Source organism: Akkermansia sp. N21116 (assembly GCF_029854705.2).
Classification (GTDB): Bacteria; Verrucomicrobiota; Verrucomicrobiia; order Verrucomicrobiales; family Akkermansiaceae; genus Akkermansia.
In genome coordinates this window covers 3,020,855-3,039,422 of sequence record NZ_CP139035.1, presented here as the reverse complement: position 1 = coordinate 3,039,422, position 18,568 = coordinate 3,020,855, and the positions used below count along the sequence as shown (strand labels likewise).

The 18,568-nt window shown below is 47.4% G+C and carries 21 protein-coding genes and 1 tRNA gene; 16 read left to right on the top strand and 6 right to left on the bottom strand.

Annotated elements, in window-relative coordinates; all coding sequences use genetic code 11:
- Position 1: 1 nt before the first annotated feature.
- The 9 genes from QET93_RS11530 to QET93_RS11490 all read left to right on the top strand — a co-directional run bounded on the left by QET93_RS11530 (position 2) and on the right by QET93_RS11490 (position 9,792).
- The gene (locus QET93_RS11530) at positions 2-706 is read left to right on the top strand and encodes a riboflavin synthase (RefSeq protein ID WP_280132333.1); all 705 of its coding nucleotides are present in this window, start codon (positions 2-4) and stop codon (positions 704-706) included.
- Positions 707-790: 84 nt separating this feature from the next.
- Entirely contained in the window at positions 791-2,695 is a 1,905-nt protein-coding gene (locus QET93_RS11525; protein WP_280132334.1) for a metallophosphoesterase, read from the top strand.
- A 249-nt stretch (positions 2,696-2,944) separates the two neighbouring features.
- Positions 2,945-4,873 (top strand): molecular chaperone DnaK, encoded by a 1,929-nt coding sequence (gene dnaK, locus QET93_RS11520; RefSeq protein WP_280127231.1) that lies wholly within the window; start codon positions 2,945-2,947, stop codon positions 4,871-4,873.
- A 123-nt stretch (positions 4,874-4,996) separates the two neighbouring features.
- Positions 4,997-5,287 carry a co-chaperone GroES gene (groES, locus tag QET93_RS11515; protein WP_280127230.1) on the top strand — a complete coding sequence of 97 codons (291 nt, stop codon included), beginning with the start codon at positions 4,997-4,999 and terminating at the stop codon, positions 5,285-5,287.
- A gap of 52 nt (positions 5,288-5,339) precedes the next feature.
- Complete coding sequence (gene groL / locus QET93_RS11510; protein WP_280127512.1) at positions 5,340-6,986, top strand: chaperonin GroEL; 1,647 nt, start codon at positions 5,340-5,342, stop codon at positions 6,984-6,986.
- A 258-nt stretch (positions 6,987-7,244) separates the two neighbouring features.
- Positions 7,245-7,319, top strand: a tRNA-Arg gene (locus QET93_RS11505).
- Positions 7,320-7,526: 207 nt separating this feature from the next.
- Positions 7,527-8,537 carry a tyrosine-type recombinase/integrase gene (locus QET93_RS11500; protein WP_322189997.1) on the top strand — a complete coding sequence of 337 codons (1,011 nt, stop codon included), beginning with the start codon at positions 7,527-7,529 and terminating at the stop codon, positions 8,535-8,537.
- A 172-nt stretch (positions 8,538-8,709) separates the two neighbouring features.
- Positions 8,710-9,558 carry a hypothetical protein gene (locus QET93_RS11495; protein ID WP_280132336.1) on the top strand — a complete coding sequence of 283 codons (849 nt, stop codon included), beginning with the start codon at positions 8,710-8,712 and terminating at the stop codon, positions 9,556-9,558.
- A 45-nt stretch (positions 9,559-9,603) separates the two neighbouring features.
- Complete coding sequence (locus QET93_RS11490) at positions 9,604-9,792, top strand: hypothetical protein (protein WP_280132337.1); 189 nt, start codon at positions 9,604-9,606, stop codon at positions 9,790-9,792.
- A gap of 211 nt (positions 9,793-10,003) precedes the next feature.
- Here QET93_RS11490 and QET93_RS11485 read toward each other — a convergent pair whose 3' ends face one another.
- Positions 10,004-10,267 (bottom strand): Txe/YoeB family addiction module toxin, encoded by a 264-nt coding sequence (locus QET93_RS11485; RefSeq protein WP_280126395.1) that lies wholly within the window; start codon positions 10,265-10,267, stop codon positions 10,004-10,006.
- A complete protein-coding gene (locus tag QET93_RS11480) occupies positions 10,264-10,548 on the bottom strand; it encodes a type II toxin-antitoxin system prevent-host-death family antitoxin (protein ID WP_280126396.1) in 285 nt (94 codons plus the stop codon). The genes QET93_RS11485 and QET93_RS11480 overlap by 4 nt, the downstream gene beginning before the upstream one ends.
- 219 nt (positions 10,549-10,767) lie before the next feature.
- Here QET93_RS11480 and QET93_RS11475 point away from each other — a divergent pair, with 219 nt between their 5' ends.
- Positions 10,768-11,643, top strand: coding sequence for a DNA adenine methylase (locus QET93_RS11475; RefSeq protein ID WP_280132338.1), 876 nt, complete (start codon positions 10,768-10,770; stop codon positions 11,641-11,643).
- On the opposite strand, the gene QET93_RS11470 is transcribed toward QET93_RS11475, so the two are convergent.
- The 3 genes from QET93_RS11470 to QET93_RS11460 are packed head-to-tail and all read right to left on the bottom strand — an operon-like array spanning position 11,579 to position 14,319.
- The gene (locus QET93_RS11470) at positions 11,579-13,036 is read right to left on the bottom strand and encodes a hypothetical protein (RefSeq protein WP_280132339.1); all 1,458 of its coding nucleotides are present in this window, start codon (positions 13,034-13,036) and stop codon (positions 11,579-11,581) included. The genes QET93_RS11475 and QET93_RS11470 overlap by 65 nt on opposite strands.
- A gap of 57 nt (positions 13,037-13,093) precedes the next feature.
- Positions 13,094-13,921, bottom strand: coding sequence for a hypothetical protein (locus QET93_RS11465; protein WP_280132340.1), 828 nt, complete (start codon positions 13,919-13,921; stop codon positions 13,094-13,096).
- A gap of 2 nt (positions 13,922-13,923) precedes the next feature.
- Complete coding sequence (locus tag QET93_RS11460; RefSeq protein ID WP_322189996.1) at positions 13,924-14,319, bottom strand: helix-turn-helix transcriptional regulator; 396 nt, start codon at positions 14,317-14,319, stop codon at positions 13,924-13,926.
- A 111-nt stretch (positions 14,320-14,430) separates the two neighbouring features.
- Between QET93_RS11460 and QET93_RS11455 the strand changes: the two genes are divergently transcribed.
- The gene (locus QET93_RS11455; RefSeq protein WP_280126402.1) at positions 14,431-14,640 is read left to right on the top strand and encodes a hypothetical protein; all 210 of its coding nucleotides are present in this window, start codon (positions 14,431-14,433) and stop codon (positions 14,638-14,640) included.
- A 36-nt stretch (positions 14,641-14,676) separates the two neighbouring features.
- Here QET93_RS11455 and QET93_RS11450 read toward each other — a convergent pair whose 3' ends face one another.
- Entirely contained in the window at positions 14,677-14,892 is a 216-nt protein-coding gene (locus tag QET93_RS11450) for a ribbon-helix-helix protein, CopG family (protein WP_280132342.1), read from the bottom strand.
- A 111-nt stretch (positions 14,893-15,003) separates the two neighbouring features.
- Between QET93_RS11450 and QET93_RS11445 the strand changes: the two genes are divergently transcribed.
- The 5 genes from QET93_RS11445 (at position 15,004) to QET93_RS11425 (ending at position 18,565) form a co-directional block, all read left to right on the top strand.
- Entirely contained in the window at positions 15,004-15,189 is a 186-nt protein-coding gene (locus tag QET93_RS11445; RefSeq protein WP_280132343.1) for a ribbon-helix-helix domain-containing protein, read from the top strand.
- Entirely contained in the window at positions 15,186-15,824 is a 639-nt protein-coding gene (locus tag QET93_RS11440) for a hypothetical protein (RefSeq protein ID WP_280132344.1), read from the top strand. The genes QET93_RS11445 and QET93_RS11440 overlap by 4 nt, the downstream gene beginning before the upstream one ends.
- A 492-nt stretch (positions 15,825-16,316) precedes the next feature.
- Positions 16,317-16,715: a hypothetical protein gene (locus tag QET93_RS11435; protein ID WP_280132346.1), complete on the top strand. Its 399-nt coding sequence runs from the start codon at positions 16,317-16,319 to the stop codon at positions 16,713-16,715.
- A gap of 188 nt (positions 16,716-16,903) precedes the next feature.
- Entirely contained in the window at positions 16,904-17,509 is a 606-nt protein-coding gene (locus tag QET93_RS11430) for a pentapeptide repeat-containing protein (protein ID WP_280132347.1), read from the top strand.
- 72 nt (positions 17,510-17,581) lie between these two features.
- On the top strand, positions 17,582-18,565 hold the full coding sequence (locus tag QET93_RS11425; RefSeq protein WP_280126406.1) for a hypothetical protein: 984 nt from the start codon (positions 17,582-17,584) through the stop codon (positions 18,563-18,565).
- The last annotated feature ends 3 nt before the right edge of the window (positions 18,566-18,568 follow it).

The following is an 18,568-nucleotide window of genomic DNA, read 5'->3' as shown; positions in this document are numbered from 1 at the left end:
CATGTTTACTGGACTTGTTGAAACAACCGGCAGAGTCAACCGTATCCTTCCCATAGCGGGTGGGGCCAGGTTGACGCTGGATATCCCTTTTTCCGGGGAGTTGAGCCTTGGAGATTCCGTGGCCGTCAATGGTTGCTGCCTGACGGTGGATGCTCTGGATGGACACTGGGTGAGCTTTGACCTTTTGTCCCAAACTTTGAAGGTAACCAGCCTCGGCTTTTTGAAGGAGGGCGGCACGGTTAATTTGGAACGCGCCATGCGGGCTTCCGACCGCTTGGGCGGGCATTTTGTCATGGGGCATGTGGATGCCTGCGGACGGGTGACGGCTTTGGAACCCGTTGGGCAGGATCACCGCCTTGAGGTGGAGATTCCCATGGAGTACATGCGCTATTGCATCGATAAGGGATCAATCACGATTGACGGAATCTCGTTGACGATTGCCAATATCAATGGAAGGAACCGACTTGAATTCTGGATTACCCCCCATACGTTCGATCGAACTAATTTGCAGGCGATGTCTGTGGGGGATCCTGTGGACGTTGAAGTGGATATGCTGGCTAAGTATGTGGAACGCCTGTTTGGCGCGACTTTGGCGAAGGCAGGTCTTCCCGGACAGGTAACGGAACCGCATTCTCTGCCGGAAGGCATGGAGAAGAAGGAGAATATTCCTCTGTCGTTTCCGGAGATGTCCCGGGAAGATGCATGATGTTGTCTCCGGCTGGAGGAGAGTGACGATTTTGCCACCCTCTTTCCGTTGCTGTGAGAGGGGTGCCGTCTAGACTGGCGGTACATGAGAATTGATTTTCTGACGGATGTTGGTTCGTCTTCGACATGTGGCTCTGCCGTGGTTTTCCGGCAGTTGGTTGATTCGTTTAAACTGAGGGGGCACCGGGTGTCCTCCCGGGACGTGGATACGGGTTGCAAGCTGGTGGAAAGTGAGTTGGCGTTTGTTGCCGACCCGGACGATGATGTGTCAGGCGTGGATTTTAAATCTCGCTGGAGCAAGAAAAGACCGGATATTGTCTATCTGGCGCTTACGCGGACAATTACCTCGTCTCCCGTGCGCTTGGCACGCAGCCTGGAAATCCCGGTAGTGCTGGATCTTAGGGCATGGCTGGACGGAGAAGAGACATTCGACAGGCTGGCTGCGGAAGTAGCCGAGATCAACCATCATGGGTTGCACGTCATTATTCAGGATGAGTCGTTTGCGGCCTTGCTGAGCTCTTTGGAGATTTCCCGTGTATCGCTTCTCGATCAGGGGGTGGACAGGCGGATGTTCCATCCGGGACGCAGGGATGACACCCTGCGGACATCCTGGGGAATTTCTGCGAATACGGTCGTTTTCGGGATGGCTGGCAGGTTCGAGCCTGATGCCCGGTGTTATGCCATGTTGGAACGTTTCCGGCGTTTAAAGCTCCATTGGGGGCCCCGTGTTGCCCTGGTTGTAGCTGGGGAGGGAAGGCTCCTGCCGGCAATCAGGGATGAATTTCCGGATGTCGTGATCCATCCTGTGAAATCCCGGGATGCCAAGTCTCGGGTGTTTGCTTCCATAGACGTGTTGTTATGTACGGATCCGTCCTGTGTTTCTGGACAAACTTTCCGCGAGGCTTTGAGCAGCGGGACTCCTGTTGTTTGTCCCTGTACGGGGGATTGTGCAGATAGTATGAACGAAGGCGATGCCTCGCCTGTGCATTGTTTTGAGCCCGATGACGATTACTCCTGTATGAAGATACTGGACGCTCTGGCCGGTTCTGCGGGAACGGATGATTCCATGCGGCGGAATGCCCGGGAAATGACGTTTCCCATGGATTCCCGACGAATTCATGGAGAAGTGGAACAACTGCTCCGTCTGTGTCTTCTGCAACCGGAAATACGCGGTTCCGGTCGGGCTCCCCGGGATGCCGTGCATACGTGCCGGACGGTGTTTCTTTCCGATATCCATCTCGGAACCAAGGATTGTAAAGCGGATGAATGCCGGAGGTTCCTGAAACATATCCGGGCAGACAAGATCGTATTGGTCGGAGACATCATTGATGCATGGGCCTTGTCTCGCGGGTCCGTTTGGCGCAACAAGCACGGCAGGCTCGTTCGTGCCTTGTTGAGGAAAATGGACCGGGAACAGACTGAGATTGTCTATCTCCGCGGGAACCACGACGAGGTGATGGAGAAGTTCATGCCTATGACGTTGGGCAAGCTTCGTCTGGCTGGCGAATACGTCCATACGACGCGCAGCGGAAGGACTTATTTATGTATTCATGGGGACGGGTTTGACAACGTATGCTCCCATTTCCGGTGGCTGGCTCTCCTCGGTTCCCTGGGATACGATGTTCTTCTGTGGATCAACCGTTTTTATAACAGGTTCCGTGCATGGCGCGGCAAGGAATATTATTCCGTTTCCAAAGCCATCAAACAGAAGGTTAAAAGTGCTGTCAACTTTATCGGAGATTATGAGAAACAGCTCGAAAACATGGCAAGAAGGAGCCGCTGCGACGGCATGATTGCCGGACACATCCACCATGGCGCAGACAAATGGATCGGCAATATCCATTACATGAACTGCGGAGACTGGGTCGAGTCCATGACGGCTATTATTGAGGAATCGGACGGTCGTCTCAATCTCATCCAGTACGACGAGTGGATGAGGCGTCTGACGGTGGAGCATTCTGTCACATATGAGTGTGACGAAATGTCCTAGGTGGGTTAAAATGTCACACTTATTGTGGGTATTCCAACTAGGAATAGGAGATATCAATTGTAGAGTGTTTTGTTTTTCCAATTAAAATATTGTTGATAGTAAGATGGTTATATGTATTTGAAGTCCTGTGTCGAAAAATTGGCACGACATTTGCACTAAAGAAAGTATCGAAACAAGTGAGGATTGCTTCCGGAGGGGGAGCATCCATGATCTACTAACAAATAAAATCAAGAGAGGAATAAAACAATTATGAGCAAGATTCTCGGTATTGACCTTGGGACGACCAACTCCTGTATGGCCGTCATGGAAGGCGGTCAGGCGACCGTCCTTGAAAACAGCGAAGGAGCCCGTACGACTCCTTCCATCGTCGCGTTCACCAAGAGCGGCGAACGCATCGTCGGCCAGGCAGCCAAACGCCAGGCTGTCACTAACCCCAGAAACACGATTTTCTCGGCCAAGCGCTTGATCGGGCGCAAGTTCAGCGAACTGAGCGCGGAAGACAAAAACGTTCCTTACGCTATCGTTGAAGCCCCTAATGGCGATGCCCACATCGAAGTGGAAATTGCCGGAGAGAAGAAGGTATTTTCTCCCCAGGAAATCGGAGCGATGGTGCTCGGTAAACTGAAGTCCGACGCTGAAGCCAAGCTTGGCGAAACGATTACGGAAGCCGTGATCACCGTGCCAGCCTACTTCAACGACGCCCAGCGTAATGCGACGAAAGCCGCCGGTGAAATCGCCGGCCTGAAAGTACGCCGTATCATTAATGAACCGACGGCTGCCGCGTTGGCCTACGGACTCGACAAGAAGAGCAATGAAAAGATTGCCGTCTATGACCTCGGCGGCGGCACTTTCGACGTGTCCGTCCTTGACATCGGCGACGGTGTATTCGAAGTAATGGCTTCCGACGGTGATACCCACCTTGGCGGCGATGACTGGGATAATGCCATCGTCAAGTGGATACTGGACGAGTTCCAGGCTGCCAACGGCATGGATATTTCCAAGCAGGCCGACGCTATCCAGCGTATTAAGGAAGAAGCCGAAAAGGCCAAGATTGCCCTTTCGTCCACCCAGTCCTACGATATCAGCCTGCCGTTCATTACGGCCGATGCCACGGGACCGAAGCACATCCAGCTGACGCTGACCCGCAGCAAGCTCGAACAGCTTACAGAAAATCTGCTGGATCGCACGAAGCGCCCTACCGAAGGAGCTATTCAGGAAGCCGGTATTTCCAAGTCCGACATCAATGAACTCGTGCTCGTCGGTGGCATGACCCGTATGCCGGCCGTTCAGGAAATGGCTCACCGCCTCGCAGGTAAGGAACCTCACAAGGGGGTGAATCCGGACGAAGTCGTCGCGGTCGGCGCCGCCATTCAGGGCGGTGTTCTCCAGGGAGACGTGAATGACGTCCTTCTGCTCGACGTGACTCCTCTGACGCTTTCCATCGAAACGATGGGCGGTATCGCAACGCCGATGATCGACCGCAACACGACCATCCCGGTTCGCAAGAGCCAGGTGTTCTCGACGGCGGCCGACAACCAGCCTGCTGTGGACATCCGTATCTGCCAGGGTGAACGCAAGATGTTCGAAGACAATAAGCTTTTGGGCAACTTCAAGCTTGATGGCATTGCCCCCGCTCCGCGTGGAGTGCCCCAGATCGAAGTGACGTTCGATATCGATGCCAACGGCATTCTCCACGTGTCCGCCAAGGACAAGGGGACGGGCAAGGAACAGCAGATCTCCATCCAGGGATCCAGCGGCCTTTCCAAGGATGAAATCGAACGTGCCAAACGTGATGCCGAAGCCCACGCCGAAGAAGACAAGAAGCGTGCCGAAAACATCGAAGTCATCAACCAGGCCGATTCCCTCGCCTTCTCCGTGGAACGTCAGCTCAAGGACCTTGGAGACAAGGTGCCCGCCGACCTCAAGAGCGATCTGGAAGCCCGCATCAAGACTCTCCGCGAAGCTGTTGAGAAGAAGGATGTGGACGCCGCCAAGAGCGCCAAGGAAGCTCTCGAACGCAAGCTCGAAGATCTTAACCGTGCCGCCCAGGCTGCTCAGGGTGCAGGTGCCGGCCCCATGCCGGGAGCCTCTCCTGCCGATGCTCCGGAAGACTCCGGCGAGCCCCGCAAGGCTAAAGGCCGTGTTGTCGACGCTGAAATCGTTGACGACGACAAATAACCCTCATCGTCTGCACGGGATGTCCGGGAAATGGACATTCCGTGCGGACCTCCGATTCTTGAATAACAAGACGCATTTCTACAAAACGGTAGAACAAACCAACATACATAATAACTAAAACATATGGCTACAATCAAACCACTCGGACAGCGCGTTCTTATCAAACGCATCGAAGCTGAACAGAAAACGGCTGGCGGTCTTTTCCTGCCGGACACTGCCAAGGAAAAGCCCCAGGAAGCAGAAGTGATCGCCGTAGGTACCGGCGGTCGTGATGACCAGGGTAAGCTGATCGAATTCACTGTCAAAGTTGGCGACCGCGTTCTGACCTCCCGTTACGGTGGCACGGACGTCAAGATTGATGGCGTTGATTATGTGATCATCTCCGAAACCGATATTCTCGGCATCATCGGCTAAAACATTTTCCCTGAAATCCAGGACACTTATTTAACAATTACCAAGACACATTATTATGGCTAAACAAATTGAATTTGAAGAACCCGCACGCCAGTCCCTTCTTCGCGGCGTGGAAAAAATCGCCAAGGCTGTCAAGAGCACGCTCGGGCCTGCCGGACGCAATGTCGTGATCGACAAGAAGTTTGGCTCTCCCATGATTACCAAGGACGGTGTTACCGTGGCCAAGGAAATCGAACTGGAAGATCCCTATGAAAACATGGGCGCTCAGCTTGTTCGCGAAGTTTCCTCCAAGACCAACGACATCGCCGGCGACGGAACGACGACTGCGACCGTGCTTGCCGAAAGCATCTACCGCGAAGGTCTCCGCAACGTGACTGCCGGAGCCAACCCGATCTCCCTGCAGCGCGGCATCATGAAAGCTGCCGATGCCATCGTGGAAGAACTCAAGGTGATCAGCAAGCCTGTCGATTCCGCCAAGGAAGTTGCCCAGGTCGCTACCGTTTCCGCTAACTGGGACGCTGAAATCGGCCAGATTATCGCCGAAGCCATGGACAAGGTCGGCAAGGACGGCACGATCACTGTAGAAGAAGCCAAAGGCATCGAAACCACGCTTGACGTGGTGGAAGGCATGCAGTTCGACAAGGGGTACCTGTCTCCCTATTTCGTGACCAATGCGGAAACGATGGAAGCCATTTTGGAAAATCCCTACATTCTCATCCATGAGAAGAAGATCACCAACCTCAAGGATTTCCTTCCTCTTCTGGAAAAGGTTGCCAAGACCGGCCGTCCGTTCCTCGTCATTGCCGAAGACATTGAAGGCGAAGCCCTCGCAACTCTCGTTGTGAACCGCCTCCGCGGCGTCCTCAATATCTGCGCTGTCAAGGCTCCCGGCTTCGGCGACCGCCGCAAGGCCATGCTTGAAGACATCGCCATCCTTACCGGTGGCAAGTGCATCACCGAAGACCTCGGTCTCAAGCTGGAAAATGTCGGACTCGAAGATCTCGGACAGGCCAAGCGCATCGTTGTCTCCAAGGATGACACCGTGATTGTGGAAGGCAGCGGTTCTTCCGAAGCCATCTCCGCTCGTGTGTCCCAGATTCGCCGTCAGATCGAAGATACAACCTCCGATTACGACCGCGAAAAACTTCAGGAACGCCTTGCCAAACTGGCCGGCGGCGTAGCCGTCATCCATGTGGGTGCCGCTACCGAAACCGAAATGAAGGAAAAGAAGGCCCGTGTGGACGATGCTCTGCATGCTACCCGCGCAGCCGTGGAAGAAGGTATTGTTCCCGGCGGCGGCGTTGCCCTCATCCGTGCCCAAAGCGCGATTGAAAAACTGACGCTCGAAGGTGACGAAGCGACCGGTGCCCAGATTGTGTATCGTGCTATCGAAGCACCGCTTCGCCAGCTTGCTTCCAATGCCGGCCGCGAAGGCGCTCTTATCGTTGCCAACGTCAAGAAGATGGACCAGGCGAACATGGGTTACAACGTCGTGACTGACAAGTATGAAGATCTGCTTGCCGCCGGTGTCGTCGACCCGACCAAGGTGACCCGCTCCGCTCTTCAGCATGCTGCCTCCATCTCCGGCCTCCTGCTTACCACGGAATGCCTCATCGCTGACCTTCCCGAGAAGAAGTGCAGCTGCGGTGGCGGCGCTCCCGACATGGGCGGAATGGGTGGCATGGGCGGCATGATGTAATCATCCCCTCCAGTCAAACCAATACCGGAATTTGACTCTCGGAGCCGCTCCCTTGATCGGGGGGCGGCTCTCGTTTTTTGTCTCGGCCGGGCAGGATTCCCTACCGGGATTCGGTATGGAATTCAGGAAAGGAAGGAAAACAGGAAAAGTCTTTTCCTACAAGGGACTCACCATCAGATCTTATGAATTACATCTGCCATGCTGCAAAATCCCGCTTGTCTCCCCTTCGTCAATTCTCTATACTCTTGCCCCGTTAACGGCCCCGTAGTTCAATGGATAGAACGACCCTCTCCTAAAGGGTAGATATGAGTTCGATTCTCGTCGTGGCCGCCATAACATAACTAACTAAAAAATAGTCTATTAAGTGTTGTTGTAAGAGGCTCGTAAAAATGTTTTTGATAGACAAAATCGGACAAATCTAGACAATGAGTTGAGCCAAATTGAGCCAAAATCATGCCCTTACCCTCATTGACTGTTCATAAGGATGGTTCCTATTTCAGGATATTCGTTCCAGCTCGTTACTCTTCTACCGGGAAAAGAATGACTCTGCGCTTTGAGTCGAAGAAAAAAGCTTCAGAGTGGCGAAAGGATTTCCTCAATAAGATCTCAAAAGAGGGGGAATCGTCACAATCTTTGAACGCAGCGCAGATACAGGACGCAATGGCGGCCATGTCGTTACTTGCTCCATATGGAACGTCCCTAAGTGATGCTGCCAGAGCCTGGATACGCACGAACGCAGTTTATAAGACAGAAACACCGCTGGAAGATGTCTGGACTCTATTTGTGGACAGCAAGGCCGGATTGAGCAGATACGTTTTTGAGAAAATCAACAGGCTCGAAAAGATCCTTGCAAAGGTAATGAAGCGGCAGATTGGATCTATATCCTCAGTTGAATTGTCTGACATTATCACAAAGGACACCAGAACAGACTCTATGTTCAATGAGGCGTTGGGAGTCGCATCTGGTTTTTTTTCCTATGCAGCACGTATGATGTTCATAGAGCGCAACCCGGCAGAGGCTCTTTCAAAAAAGAAGACGGTCTCTAGGGATATATGCGTCGTTACTCCCGAACAGGCAGAAAGGATGATGTCTTACAAAAAGACTCAATTGCCTGTTGCCTTGCTGCTGTTTTCAGGTATCCGGCTATCTGAGCTTCGGAGGTTAAGATGGGATGATGTTGATCTTGATGAGCATAGAGTTATTAGGATTAACGGGAAAACGTCAAAGACTGGATCATTCAGACTTGTCGAGGTCAATGATACGTTGAAAGCCTGGATGGAGAAAGTTCCACCCTCGAAGAGGACGGGAGGGTTCCTGCCTGTGAATTGGGAAAACGACTGGAAGAAGTGCAGGAAACAAGCTGGGATCGTGGGAAAAGGACTTGAGAACATTTGCCGGCATTCATACGCATCGTACCTTCTCGCTGTTACGAACGATATCAATCACCTTAGAACACAGCTTGGACATGATACTGATGACGTTACGTTGAGGCATTACAGGGCGCGGGTGTACAGGGAAGCGGCTGAAAGGTACTGGCAAATCATGCCATAGTTGCAGTAGGCACATGACAGGGCTACGATGTCGAAGGTGCTGGCGGCGGAGTATTGGAGGATTTGAGTTGAATGTGGTAGAAACGGATGTCTCTATAACGTATTAATATTGAGTAATATTACGGAATTGACTTGCAAATTATACTATTGGGTCTATGAAGAGAGTGAATTCTATGGCCGCTCCTAAGAAAATGAAAATTGTAGAAGTAGCTAATAAAATAGCTCATGAAAAAAAATGCGATGTATTTCTCCTGAATGGGGATATGTCTTATTTTTCGTATATAAAAGTCAGAGAACAATTTACTTGGCGGAAAAGCAAGAATGAAAAATTATTGTTTATTTTGGTTACTTATGGCGGATCGCTAGATGTTGCATACAGAGTTGCAAGATTAATTCAAAATAATTATTCTTCTTCATCAAGCCTAATTATAGGTCCATGCAAAAGTGCTGGAACTCTATGTGTGTGTGGATCTAATGAAGTTGTTGTATCTGATGTGGGGGAATTGGGCCCTCTTGATGTTCAGGTTTTACGTGAAGATGATATAGCATCTCGCGAGTCTGGTCTTGTTGTTAAGGAATCTATTCAACAACTTCAAGAACAAGCATTATCTATTTTTAATAAAATATCTTTTGATTTGAAAGGAAAAGGTATATCGTATAGTAAAGCATCTGAAATCGCTGTAAATATTACAAAATCTATTATATCTCCAATCAGTGAGCAAATTAACCCATTAAGGCTAGGAGAATACGAAAGATATTTAAGAATAGCTAGTAAGTATGGTGAACGGCTTGAAAAAAATAGTAAAAATTTGAAAAAAGATTGTTTATCCCGTTTGGTAACGGGTTACCCCGATCATGGTTTTGTCATTGATAGAGATGAGGCGAAAGAACTATTTCATAAGGTACGTGATTTGGATGAATATGAATTAGAATTAGTGGAAAATTTTGCAGAACATGTTTTTGAACCTGTTTCTGATAGAATGATTTTTTACATTAATGGAGAACCTGTTCCTAGTGAATGAAATAAGTATGTGACAAGAATTATGAATACTAACTATCTTTATAGTATGTCTGATGAAATTATCCAAAATATCCAATCTGAAAAAACTCCTGAAGAAAAAGAAAGATTGAATATTCAAAAGGTTTCTATTTTTTTGAAAGGAATGCAAAAGAAAGATTCCGATTATAAAAATATAATAAGAGCAGTCAAAAGAAATATTAAAGACGTTGTGAGAAAAGAAGATAAAAAAGAATGATTTTTTTTACTAGGGTTATGTATATATTTATATATTAAGAATGACTTATAGCCCCTGGGAACAGGGGCTTTTTATTATCAGGTGATGCAGAAGCATATAACAAGCGGAGTAGTTTATAATCCTGCTTTTGCTTCACCCTACTCGGTACGTGAATTGAAACTTGGATTAAAGTCTGGAATCTGCCAAGCGGGTGCAGTTCTAGGGGGGAGGGCTATTCGTAGTGTTTGCGGAGGGAGCGGATGAAGATGGTTGCCGTTTCTTCGTCTACGGAATAGATGATGCGGTCTTTGGTGTTGATGCGACGGGACCAGTAACCGGAGAGGTTGCCGACAAGCTGCTCGGGTTTGCCTTTGCCAGCATAGGGAGTTTCAAGTATTTCCAACAATAGGGCGGTTACTTTCTGCGCAGCCTTGCGATCTGCCTTTTTCCAAAAGGCGAGATCTGACAGGGCTGTTTTGGAGAATTCAAGTTTCATGCTCCAGGGGTGTTCATGAAGTTCATGAGGTCGTCCGCTGTCATGATGATGGTTTCCCCACGACGTTTTTCTTCGAGGGACTGGTCCAGGTGGCGTATGTTGGACGGGGTGTCTAGCTGGTGGATGGTTTCCATCCACGAGTCGTATTCTTCACGGGGGATCATGACTACTTCTCGCTGCCGCGATTTGATGATGACGGGCACGGAATCGTCAACGCAGGTTTTGATGGTATCGGCCAGATGCTGCCGGGCTTCACTGTATGAAAGGGATAATGGGGTCATGAATAAAACGTACAAGTTTTCTGTACTCTTGTCAAGTGATCTCTCGGAGGGAGGGCTGACCTGTTTCTGTTTACGCAGTCACGCATTCTGCGCGATACTCGCCGCCTGCTTAGCAGGCCACCCCGGTCGCTTTTTTGTGTCTTCCAAATCCTAGAACCAATTTCTCCATGATACATTTGACTTATGGAGGTAGATGTGTGTAGGATACATAGGAAAAATATGGTAGGCCGCAATATAAAAACCCTGTTACGTTATCCGGGAGGAAAGCAGAGATTAGCCCCATTTGTGGCGTCGTTGATTGCGGAGAATGGTTTGGAAGGTTGTGATTATGTAGAACCCTATGCGGGCGGAGCAGGAGTTGCTATGGAACTTTTATTTTCTGGAAAGGTAGCTAGAGTCCATCTCAATGACAAGTGTCCTCAACTATTGATGTTTTGGGAATCTCTCAGAGATGATCCAGAAAGATTTGCTCATCGGATCGATTCCGCTGTTTTGAATGTTGATGAGTGGAAAAAGATGAGAACCATAATACAAAGGTTTGAGAATTATTCTCGCGAAGATGTAGGGTTTGCTTTTTTTTATTTAAATCGTACGAATTTTTCTGGAGTAATCAGTGGTGGGGTTATTGGCGGACTTGAACAGAAAGGTAATTATAAAATGGATGCTCGATTTTATCGGGAGAGATTGGCGAAATTAGCCCGATCCTATGCATCATTTTCAGATCGTATCTTGCTTTACCATGAAGATGCGATCAATTTTATCCAACGTATTCCTTTGATGTCACAAGGAAAGTGCTTTGTCTATTGCGATCCTCCATATTACCATAAGGGACAGCAATTGTACTTAAATTCCTATGGACACAATGATCATGCCAATGTAGCTCAAGTGATCAAAGAGGTATTATCCAATGAACATTGGATTGTATCGTATGATACTGAAGAAGCGATTCGCGATCTTTATGCAGGATTTCGTCAGTTCATATTCAATTTACAGTATAGCGCACGCACTAAAGTCATGGGCAAAGAAGTTTTTATTCTTGGGAACAAGGTGAAGATGCCGGCGACTCCGTGCTTGGAGCTTGTGCCTGTGGTGTGACGGACTCAAAAAGAGTGACTAGATGGGGAGTTATATTCTCGATCAAAGTTGTGATGTCTTCCTGGCTTGGTTGCCAACTATCACAATGAACAAAATTATTGAGTTGATCACGGGCAGATCCAGAGTTTTCTGTATTAGCTACACGATTCAAAAATTCATGGGTTTGAGGGAATTGTTTTTTGAAAAAATCTCTGCGATACAATTCTCTACAATAATTTTTTAATTTTCCAAGTGGATATAGTTCAAGTCCCATTGTTCGTATTGCGTGTTTGACTGCATATTCTAATATACATCGGAGTAGGAAAGCTGATGCATTAGGGAGAAAAGAATTCTTTTTTGTAATTTTACTGAGTTCTTCAATACATCTGATTGATTTATAGCATTCAGATTTACAACAAGATTTTTTTATATTATCTATGCATTCTGGAATAAGGTTTATTTTTTTATTATTAGATTTGCGAGGAGAAGTTTGATCGGTAGATGGAGATGAAGGATTTTGATTTTCAGATGAATTCCGAATTTGTTGTTCAAAATTCATCTTGCTTAACCTTTCCTGCTTATCTACATCTTCAACAGGGTAGAGGTGATACTCAGTTGTGAGCTTTCCCGGGAATGATCCATCGCGGACATCTGAGTATGTAAGATAATCCTTATCATCTGCTTTCCCTAATTTCATGAGCAGCTTTGTTATGTTATCAACTAGATCTACATCAAGATTATGAGGATACAGTTTACTCAGCTCATCTATGTTCAGATTAAGGACAGATTCCAGTTGACCTCTTTTCAGGGTTTCCTGTAACAATGTTAGGGGATAATCTGTTGTCCATTTGTGAAAAAGCTCAACAGATATTTTCTGTTTGCAATAATTAAGAAAATTGTCGATTAATACAATATAAGGACTATTTGGATTATCATATCGATGTCTCATGAGAATACCCCAGTCCTTGCCTGATCCTGGAGCATTTTTAACATGCTCCATCTGAATAAAGGCTATTGCTTGTATGTCTTTTTCTGACGATGCTTCGCAAAGAGGAATTTTTTTATTCTTATCTTTCCAGATTTCACTTGTTTTTTGTATGGTTTCTCGTATTGATGGAGAAATATTTTTCAATTTTTTAACATCAACATAGCCTAATAATAACTTCATAATTGCTGTTCGTCGATTTCCATCCATGACTTTAAAACGTCTTCCGACTTTAAGTGCAACAATTGGTTTTGATGGAATATATCCTTCCCGCTGGATGCGTTGCATCGTTTCTAAAAAATCTTTAGGATCGTCTGCAATTAGAGTATCTATTAGTTTGTTCTCATGCATATTTTTTTCATATGGAATACGTGGATTCCGGACATCAAGATAAAGACGATTTACTGCAATTTGTTTAGAATGTTCCATTATTTATTTTTTGGGTCGAATATTTTTTTAATAAGATTTATTCAGAAAATTATATCGTTATTTGATCATGTCGAAGTTGTCTAAATAATAGTAATCAACTTCTTCGGTGATGTTTCCGTTGTAGAATTCGAGTTTCCCGTTATTCATTCTGATTTTAATGGATACATTACCGTTTGGATAACTGATGGCGCCTTTTCTGATGAGTCGTTCTAAATCAATGGAACTTAAAATTATGTAGCGATTGATGTAAGCGCTGTTTGTCAGGTATCTGAAAACAATGGTGTAAAAAATATTTGTATTTGTGTTGTTGACAAAGTTGTTTGGCTTTATTGTGACGGATATTTTGTTGTCAGCAAACAGGGTTGTCTTTACTTGGATGAAAAAGAATTTGTCATTTTTTGAAGCTGTGATGTCAATTCCTTCATCAACGGACATGATGCTGGCACTGTAGCCTCTGAATAATAATTCGCTGACTACTGCAAATTCTCCTGCTTTGCCGAAATATAGTTTTCCGGTATTTGCCGTTATCCCTGTTTCATTGAAGGATGATGCTTGAGGCTGTTGCTGTGCAGGAAATAGAGGGAGAGCAGTTTGTGAGTTTTTGTCTGGGCGGATTGAGGATTTTATCTTTTTAGGAGGAGCAATAGAATAGACTCCTTTTTTGGGACGTCCAGTTTTGGGGTTGATCGTTTTTTTGTAGATTTTGTTTGTTTTGCTTTTGACGCTGGCAGCAAGAAATGCATTCACCCTTTTTTGGATATCCGTAGATTCCTGGTCTTTATACTCATCAATATTTGATTTAATGTATTCTGTAATTTCATTCACATGAAGAGACGATTGGTTCTTCAATTTGAATACAAGTGCAATAGCTTCTTTTATGGTCATGATTATTCGGAGATGAATTTGAGGAGTTTGCCGACGGTGCCGCCGAGAGATTCGATGTCAGAGCCAACGTCGGCGAGAAGGCTTTTGAGGTGTTTGAGCTTCTGTTCTGCTGTTTGAGCTCTCTGCTGCCATTCGGATTCCTGAATGTTTGCTGTGTCGGTAGCTTGGATGGGGATATCAGAGACACCCCAGAGGTAGTCCATGGAGACACCGAAATATGAAGCAATTCGGCATAGTTCCTCTGATTTTGGGGTAGTTTTTCCGAGACTGTACGCCGAAATTGTAGCTTGTGAAATTTTTACTATTTTAGATAACTCGCTCTGAGTAAGAGAGTTGTCTTTCAATAAACCTAAAAAACGAGAAACAAATACAGCTTTTCTTGAATCTTTTTCTTGCATGTTAGAGTTTTCCCTGTATAGCTTTTCTTTGTAACGGTTCTCCATTGGCACGGTGTGACCGTCACGCAATCTGAGAAACTACATAAAACGAATGAGAAAGGGAAGAAAATCATGACGCTAACACCAGAATATTTAGCCGGGCGCGGCTATACGATTTCACGCGCGGCGCGGGCCGTCGATGTGAGTACGACGCATTTGCGTTTGGTGCTCAAGGGGCAACGCACGGGAAGCCGGGAGCTGCTCAAGAAGTTGAGGACGCTGCCGAAGTATCACCCGATTACTCCGCGTGTGAGCTATACGGAGACGAAACCGGAAAAGTGATAGGCGTAACGGAAAACCAATAGAAGACTGTATGATCTACTCTTCTGTCAGCAATCTGGAAACGGCTTTTTTAAGCCCTTCCGGAGTAAGTTTTTTGAGTGCTACCAAGCCGGAAGAACAGGAGAGGCGGATGATTTCCGAGCGGCTCATTTCAAATTGCTCGGCTGTTTCGTCGATCTCTTCAATTTGTTTTTTTGTAAATCGAATCTGGAGCGAGATTGTCGCGGTGTTCTCTTTGTCGATAGGGCGCATGCAAAAAAGATATACTGTAATGTCTTACAGTACAAGGGAAAATGAAATCTGTACTGATAAACAGTACAAAAGTAGATTGACAACGAACTGGAAAACAGCACAATGAAAAGCATGGCAACGTTATCACAATCAATACAGGTTCGTCTCCTTCAGGAAGACGACGAGGAACTCAGGGCCTTGTCCAAGGCAACGGGCGTGCCGTACTCGGCACTTTTGAGGCTTTCCGTACAACTGGGGGTGCCTCTTCTCAAAAACCAACTGAATCAGAAAACCCCGAACCCGAAGAAAGCCGAATGAAGATACTAGATAAGATCGCGAAAGTCGTGATGCCCAACATCCGTTCTGGCTATTGTGGATTCCCCCAAAAGCGAGCGATGACGATTGATGTATTTCCAAGCGAAGTGAGAGATCTTGTAGGGAAGTGCGTCAGTGATGTAGCCATCCCCATCACAGATGATGATGCCATCGGCTTCAAGTCCCTTGACGATGCGATCACAGGGGCGGAGATGGTTTGTTCTCGTGTGTTGGAGTATGTAGAACCTCAAAATCTGTTTCTCGTCTTCAGTGAGGATTTGCAGGCGATATTGCATGCGTTTTTCGAATGCAAGTCTGCCTATCGTTCCCTTTATCCATACAGGAAGGGTTACGAATATGAGAATGGCGAGAAGTACAATAATAGCAGCTCCAATCACGGTGCCGTGATTTTCTTTAAGTTGATGGACTCCAAGGATCTGGATCCATTTTTCGGGAAGAAACATTATTGCCGAACAGGCTGCAAGAAGGGCTACAAGGTAAGCTGGTGCGAGCTTCAAGAGCTCAAGGAAAGATTTTACAGGGTCAATCATGCTACGATGGTAGCTGATGGGGTCGCTAAGGGCAAATGCGAAGGTGTTGATCCTGGCATAAAGCTAAACAGGGAGGGAACCGTATGAACCCTATATGCCCAAAATGCGGTGGACGGACTGAATGGGATAGCTACGGCGTAGGTGGTTACTGCATATGCAAAGATTGCGGTCACAAATTAACTGATGAAGAAATTACCGGCAAGTGGAGCAATCCACAAAATACATCTGAAAGGGAATATTCAACTTACCCTATAGGGGGTTCTTTAAGTGAAATCCATAACTATCCACACGCATTATATAGCAACTATTAAAATAATTAAAGCAATGAAGACAATAGAGCCATTTAGTGGATCATATTATTCCACAAATCCAAAAACACGGACCATATGGGATGAAGTAACAGATATACCCATGTGCGAGCAAGAAGCACGTGAACGCCTCAAAGAGCTTCAAGCGTGTATTGATAATCTGTCGTCTATGGAAGATCCACGTGATCCAATGGACATTTATAAAGAGAAAATCGAGTCACTATGATTGACGAACCTGTAATTGAAGAACTCAAAAAACTGGGCTGGGATTATGAATAAGGAACTTATGGAAAATCTACTTTCAGCAGTAACAAATATTGCGGAAATACTGAGCAAGGCTCTTGAAGAAGATACGCCTTCTTCGCCAGAAGCGGCATCGGTTGGAAGTACAACGCATAGACCTAAGCGATTGCTTACAAAAAGCGAACTGGCGAATTTATATACCGTCTCTGAAAAAACAATCGAAAGATGGGTGAAAGATGGGTGCTCACATCAGAACATTGGAACAAGTGAAGCACAAATATATAGGTTCGATCCTGAAAAGGTTGAATTGTGGTTAAGACGAGGTGGCAGACTATCTCGATTTAAGAAAAGAGCTTCTAGCTTTGCTGTAATTTCTCCAAAACAGGCAAAGAGGATGGGAAAACAAGATTTGTTTATAAACAGATGAAACTCTTAATAATCATTCGCGATATCATTCTTGGTACGCTTGTAGGAGTTGGAATTGCTGCGATTTTCTACATTTGCATGTTGGATGACGACGCTGAAATTAAATCAGGGAAAAAAGTAATACTTTCGGGGTTTGGCCCCAATTAACCGCCCCGGACGGCATCCGGGAAACTAACCAATACAACAATAATGAATACCGAAGAACTGGAAGAAATCCTTGAAAAGCACCGGAAATGGATTAACAGCGAATATGGCGGCAAGCGTGCCGACCTGCGCGGTGCCAACCTGAGCGATGCCGACCTGCGCGGTGCCAACCTGAGCGATGCCAACCTGCGCGGTGCCGACCTGCGCGATGCCGACCTGCGCGATGCCGACCTGCGCGGTGCCAACCTGAGCGATGCCAACCTGCGCGGTGCCGACCTGCGCGGTGCCAACCTGAGCGATGCCAACCTGCGCGGTGCCAACCTGAGCGATGCCAACCTGCGCGGTGCCGACCTGCGCGATGCCGACCTGCGCGGTGCCGATTTAGGATTTGATTGTTGTTTTGCATCCACAATAGGTCAGCCGATTTACCAAGTGTGCGGAGTTGGAGCGCATCGTCGTGCTTTAACCTTGCATGCCAAAGGATTACGCAATGATTGGGTTTGGTTTGCAGGGTGTTTCTCGGGAACTGAAGAAGCTTTGCGGGAGGCCGTAGAAGAAAAGTACGGCAAGGATTGCGATTACATGGACGCCATTGAGTTTTTAATCAAAACCGCAGAACGCCATTCGGGAGACTTCAAGCAGGAAGCCTAAAAAATGGCGGAAGTCCGCAGCAACGGACGACCGCCTGTAAACAATGATTTCTATCAAAATATCTACAGACATATGACTACTAGAACAGTACGCCCGGATCAAGTTGAAAACACGGGCAATAATTCACAGGAGGGTTTGATTCCTTCTTTTTCTTCGGGCGGCGGTGCGTTGGCTGCTATTACCGGCAATGCGGCGGCAACGTCAGTTCTTGCGTCCATCTGGGTGGCGAAGCAGTTTCCGCGCAATTTGGCGGAGGTAACGGCGAGGATGAGTCAGGCGTGTTCCAGGCTGTCTTTGGCGCAGTCTGCGACGTATGCTTTCCCTCGCGGCGGAACGACGGTGGAGGGGCCGAGTATTCGACTTGCAGAGGCTTTGATTTCTGCCTGGGGGAATGCGGAAGCGGGCTGGCGCGAGGTTGCCCGGCATTGGGATCCTCAAGGGGCTGATGGGCTGGGTTGCAATGTTTCGGAGTGTGTGGCGTTCTGCTTCGACAAGGAAACGAATGTTCGCCGTGAGATTGCTTTTACGGTGAACCATACTCGCGATAAGAGCGAGGTTGATTCGCGTGGGCGAAAAACAGGAAAGATGTTGCGCGTGCCGCTTGATAGCGAGCGGGATGTGTATGAACTGTGTGCCAATATGGCGAGTCGCCGCATCCGTGCTTGTATTTTACAGGTGTTGCCGGGGTGGCTTGTTGATGAGGCTCTTGAGGTGACGGCAAAGGCGATTAAGGAGGGTGATACTCGCCCTCTGGCTGATGTTGCCCGGAGTATGGAGGCGAAGTTTCTTGAGCTTGGCGTGACGCGCGATCAGTTGGTTGCCAATCTGGGTCACTCTATTGAGGAGATTACCCGGCAGGATGTTGTCCGGCTTGGGAAGATTTACAACTCCATTAAGGAGGGGATGGTTTACGTGAAGGAGGTTTTCCCGCCTGTTGCGAAGAAGCCTGATATTCCAGCCGAGCCTCTGGATCCGACTGTGACGGATGATATCCCGTTTGTGAATGAGGTTGCCGCTGCATCCTCTGCTGCTGAAGAACCCCAAACCCTGCTTTGAACA